At 60.7% G+C, this 4,239-nt stretch carries 2 protein-coding genes; both read left to right on the top strand.

Annotated features, from left to right (window positions below):
- Positions 1-344 precede the first annotated feature (344 nt).
- On the top strand, positions 345-752 hold the full coding sequence (locus ACOZ32_RS14145) for a hypothetical protein (protein ID WP_049892649.1): 408 nt from the start codon (positions 345-347) through the stop codon (positions 750-752).
- Between the two features lie 334 nt (positions 753-1,086).
- Positions 1,087-4,239, top strand: a 3,153-nt coding sequence (locus tag ACOZ32_RS14150) for a DUF5817 domain-containing protein (RefSeq protein WP_424335354.1), incomplete at its 3' end; no start/stop codon positions are given.

Raw genomic sequence — 4,239 nt, forward strand, 5'->3', positions numbered from 1 at the left:
AGCATGCCATAGGGTACATTTCAGGCTCTCTTAGGGAGATACCAAGCCCGTACGTCGGTTAAGGTGGGAGATTAGTGGAACAGCAATGTCACGGCTCACGACCGCGTGAGGTGAGTAGCCGGTCGAATAGAACGAATTCCATGTGCATGAATCGAGAATGCCACGAAGAGTTCCTCATTCGGCTGAACACGCTTAATTAGACAGTGCCCCCTCGGCAAAATTCTGTTGGGGTCAGTACTACCGCATATACACATTTAGCAATTCAGCGTTCAAGAATGATCAGCACTTGCAGAAGTCAACGGGGCCAAGCAATCAAATATGCCGGTAGCGAACAGCGAGGCGACATGCTTCCTGATGACCTCTCTGTCGATCAAGACAAGTTACTGACGTGGCAGACCGAGTGCTGGCAGTGCGGTGAACAGACGCCAATAGTCTGGCCCCGCGACGACCATCTCAACACCCCTATTGGCGGCGTGCTTGCAAAGTACGATACTCCTGTCGAACGTGTCTACAGCAACACGCTTGAAAAAGAGGTGTGGGGAAACGTCTGCCAGCACTGCGAGGCATACCAAGGAAACCACTACATGGAACAAGAGGCGGTTGCGATTGACCCGCCGTTCGTGGAGTGCCCGAATTGTGGCGAGGAACATGAGTGGCGGCCAGACGAGGGATTTGGCGCTGCTTTTGGCCAGGGCTGGGTCTCCTGTCCGGAGTATGGCGACGTGCCTGTCGGCGATCCACGCAAAAAGTGACCGAGAGATGTCCGACACAGCTTTTTATGCCCGGGGTGGCAAAGGCTACGCAACCAAGGTAGGATAACCGCACGACGTGCCTAGTCGTCGGGGATGCCTCTGGACGGTGAAATAATTGGTTTCACCGCCGAGGATGGCTAGTCCCCGACGGCAAGAGAACCCGATCAACCATCTGGTTCTCGCGGGCCCATGACCTAATAGCTTTCGCCCTCAGCCGTGGCTCCGTGGCTCTCTTGGCCGAGAGTCACCAGCGGCTGTCCTCGAACGCGAACGGTCTCGGGTACGACGACTAACTCGGGAGTCGTCAGCACGCAACTTCCCGGACAGACGCCCTATGTCCGGACACCACACCACCTGGCTCGTCGGCTGCTCGACCTGCGACGAGCTCTGGCTCACCGCCGCCGGCCGCAAGACCACAGACTGCCCTCGCTGTCGGACCACCTACAGGACTCGCACGCTCCGGAAGTTCGCCGAGGACACGGACCGCGACGCACTCATCGAGAAGCGCACCCAGATCCTCTCCAGCCGGAGCGACCCACGTGCTCGCGACCAGTACCGCGCCACCGTTGACGACGCTCTTACCGACTACGACTCTCTCGAGGACGCCGCGCAGTCGTCGCTCATCGACGAGGCGGCAGTCCTCCGCCACATCGGCGCTGACAACGCCGCCGATCACCTCTACACCAACGATGAATCGACGACGTCCTCCTCATCTTCCTCGGGGATGGAGGAACCGGAATCCGAGCACACGAACTCCTTCGATCCCCTTGGAATCCCGCTTCCCGTGGCCGCCGACTCTGGAATTTCGCGTATTCCGCCAGAGCAGGACGGCCAGACGGATCTCTCGACGACGGTCGTCTATCGTGGGCTCCAACCCCAGATGCGGCGCTGGATTCCCAGCCTCCTTGAGGACCTTCTCCCGACGCTCACCGCTGCTGTCGCCCAATGGACAGTTGACCAAGACAGTCTCACCCTTGAGGATGCGAATACCGAGGGTATCGCGACGGCGCTGCTCGACAAGCTTGACATCGACCCGGGGACTGTCGAAATTGATGGTGATCGCCAAGCTCCGGTCGAAGTCCGCGCATGGGTCCGTGACCTCGTGGCGTTCACCGTACGTGCCATCGAGGAAGACGTCACCATTAACGAGGCTCCAGAGTCGCTCACGCGGATCGGCACTGGCCGTGGGTTGCTCAACGCAGGCCGTGCAGCGCTCCGAGCTGGCCCGGTTGCACTCCTTGATGTGCTTGAGGTGACGCCACAGGTCGCTGCGACGCTCAATGAGGGCGAGTGGGTTGGGACACGCAAAGAGACGCGCGCCCGGTCTCTCGGCGCGCTGGACAGCCTCTCGGACGCCCTGGACATCCAGTTGGTGTTCTCGACACCACGCATGGAGTCACTCCTCGTCGAGGACCACCCTGACTGGACGAGCCGCCATCTCAATCTTACCGAGGACGCAGATACCTCCTACCCATCTAAGACCGACACAGCTGCCGGAGAGGACGCGGCACTCGCACGAGAGGCGTGGGACATCCTTCGTGAACGCGAGTGGTCAGGCACGGGATACACGCGTATCCTCGGGAATATCCCAGCGTCTGGGGCAGCTCGTGGTGACCTCGCGGCTGACGACGATGTGAGTCTCTCCGAGGGCAGCATCTACGCGTACGTCGACGACCTCGCAGCGGCTGGGTTCGTCACTATCGACGACAGCACACGCCCCAGTAGGGTCGTCCTAACGGAGCTTGGTGCGTCTATTGCCGACTACGTCGACGCTAAGGGATCTGTGCAGAACCCCGTTCAGGCCAGTCTTACTCAGTCCCCCAACCGTGGTACAAGTGAGTGTACTCCCCAGCACCAACAAGACCCGCCCGGGGACTCCCACCGGCTGGGCGACGACCGCGTCTCTGCCGCCGAGTCGTTCCTCGCGAGGACTGGTGACGTCAGCGAGGACGGCTATACGCGGTTCCTCGGTCGATACAGCGGTGGTACTGCGCCTCGAGAGATTGAGCCGGCGACACTTCATCACCAATTACAGGCCGGTCGCTGTACGGAGGGAGTGTCAGTCGTAGAGGACGCGAACCTACAGAAATTCGATGATGGGCGTGTTTCGTACTTGTCTGGTGGGCCATCCTTCGATGACGATGTTGCAGTCGTCTTGGAGTGGGGGAATCCGCTGGGGACGTTGGCACGTCTCGTTGGAACCTTACTTGGGTCGCGGGCGTGGAGTAAGATTCTCCGTCGGAGCCGTCTGGGGAGTAGTCTCGAGAACTTGTGGGCGGGCGCGGACCAGTTCGACTCGGCGCTTGCGGACGTCGCGAAGTTCGGCGCGCAGATGGGGTGGATGAGTTCGCGTGAGGAAAGCGACTACCTGTCGTACCGGGAGCGCCTCGAGGCTGTTCGGTGTTCGCTCCTGGAGGATGTCGGACGATTCGATGAACTAGACTACGAGCAGCGGTCGGCACTGTTGTCGAAGCTGATTGGGTTGGCGACGACGGCGACGACGTTGTATCATGCTGCTGGCTATGATTTGACGGTGCATCTTCGGGTGCCGGATTCGAAGCAGTTGCGTCGCGACGATGACCGGTATGGTCGGTTCCTTGCGTTCTTCCGGTCGGTGGTGGCGAAGCAAGGCGTCTATCGTGGACCTGATGGCGTGCATTCGATTTATCGGATGCAGCGTGAACGGCGCTCGGAGAAGTTGAAGCGGCGGCTGGGATATGAGATTGACCCGGGAGATCCACGGGCGGAGCTGACGTGTTCGTGGGTAGTCGCCGTCGACGGGACAGGTGGCGAGGTCGCCAGTGATATCGAGGACGCGCTATGTGTCGAGGATCACCGGGTTCGTGAGCGGATTCAGGAGGGGGCTGAGGAGGCAGCGGTGATGGACGTGCCGGTAGTCGTAGCGAATGGAGCGGAGACGACGCGGCGTATCGTTGAGGCGTTCGCGATGAGGAAGGGGTTCAGCGCTGGGGCACGCCAGGACCTCGACCGGCTCGTGAATGTGATTCACGCCGCGCTTGGGACTCGAGATCGTGCGCCGTCGCCGTTCGATGTAGCGGCAGTAATGCAGGCGTTAGAGTCGAAAGATGAGCCATCGGACGAGTTGGATGTAGGGGCGTTAGCGAGAGGGATCGCGACGCTACCAGCGAATCGGCTGTTGCCGTCGCTATTCGACGAGGGTGAGCGGCCGAAGCTGGCGCTCCAGAAGATGGTGAGGGCACTGCTGGAGAGTGATGGGGCGGTTTCTCGTGGGGATCTCGTGGATGTGTCGTCGCAGAATTCGGTTGACCGGTATCTCCAACGGTTGCGGGCGCTGGATATCGTCGAACGGGTTGGGCCTGGGGAGTACAGGGCGTACTTGGAGCCGTGGTGGGTGTCGGGGAACGGGCAGAGCGAGCCCTACAGTGAGGCGTATGATGGAGAGATTGCAGCGACCGGGCTGGGGGATGGGCGGTGGGATGCGGTGTTGCTTGGTGCTGCTCGCGAG

The organism is Halobacterium sp. MBLA0001 (assembly GCF_049705385.1).
Classification (GTDB): Archaea; Halobacteriota; Halobacteria; order Halobacteriales; family Halobacteriaceae; genus Halobacterium; species Halobacterium salinarum.